Origin of the sequence: Teichococcus aestuarii (assembly GCF_042651065.1) — a bacterium.
Lineage (GTDB): Bacteria > Pseudomonadota > Alphaproteobacteria > Acetobacterales > Acetobacteraceae > Pseudoroseomonas > Pseudoroseomonas aestuarii.
In genome coordinates this window covers 1-1,213 of sequence record NZ_JBHSCH010000157.1, presented here as the reverse complement: position 1 = coordinate 1,213, position 1,213 = coordinate 1, and the positions used below count along the sequence as shown (strand labels likewise).

The window sequence follows — 1,213 nt, the reverse complement described above, 5'->3', positions numbered from 1 at the left end:
GGCGAAACATCTTACTTTCTACAGGCGAGGCATCTATTTCTAATATGGCAGACGAGAAAGCTGGTGTATCTGCTCGTGTTGTAACGTTGGAGGATCAACCATATCCAGATAATTTTGATTTCACCACTTTAGATAAGGCATTTCGAGAGAACTACGGAACGTTAGGCATAGCATTCATCAAGCAATATAAATCTAAACAAGAGGCATATAAGAGTGCATTTGAAAGTTATCAAAGGTACTTTAATCAAAAAGGTAGCAATGAAATCATGCAACGTTTAGGCCGTGCATTTGCGTTATTACAGGTTACTGGAGAAATACTAAATGACATTGAGGGATTTGAACACGATCATTTTAAAATCATTGAACAAGCTTATGACAGCATGGTTAGAAATAATAAAACGATTGATAAACCTAAACAACTGCTTGAAGAATTACTTCAATATTTAGATGCGAATAGAAATAACATTGCTGGTGATGGTTATAGTGAAGTTAAAAATGGTGATATCAAAGCTATATATAAACGTGATTATTTATGTATATTAGGTCAAACTGTACACGATAAATTAGGTCATGAAATGCAAACTATTACAGGACAATGGGATAAAAAAGGCTATTTAATAACTAGTAAAGACAGAATTCAAAAAGAAGTTAGGTATAACTCTCAAAAAAATAGAGGATATGCTATTAAAAATGAGATTGTAAAAGAATTAGGTTTTGATTTTTCTAATTCACATAATCCATACAATTAAAAAAGTCCCCGAAGTCTCCAAGCAGTCCCCACTAAATAGAAATAATTGGGGACTTAATAAACACTATTAATTCAATACTTTTTGGGGATTAGTCCCCAAAGTCCCCAATAAAAAATAGTGTTTATAATAAATAATTAAAAGAGTGATAATTGTAATTTGATATATAGCTACTATTGTTTATAAATATGGTGACTATGGGGACTATTTTTAACAAAGCAAGTTATATCAACGGTTACAGCAGTCCCCAATTAACAAATAAAATGGGTACACACTGGGGACTAGTACCCACTTTAAATAAAAATTATTAAAAAAGTTTTGGAGGTTAAACATGGATAAAGAGCAACTTAAACAGTATATGTACGATTATGTAAAAGAACATAAGGAAATTCCTATTTATCAGTTAGAGGATTTATTTAAAGAATTAGATCATGATTATAAAGGTAAAACGAGTGTGACACATGATC

At 31.2% G+C, this 1,213-nt stretch carries 1 protein-coding gene; it reads left to right on the top strand.

Going from position 1 to position 1,213, the window contains the following annotated elements:
- A partial coding sequence (locus tag ACFOY6_RS24115) for a hypothetical protein (RefSeq protein WP_379652456.1) occupies window positions 1-749 on the top strand: 749 nt, incomplete at its 5' end.
- Between the last annotated feature and the right edge of the window lie 464 nt (window positions 750-1,213).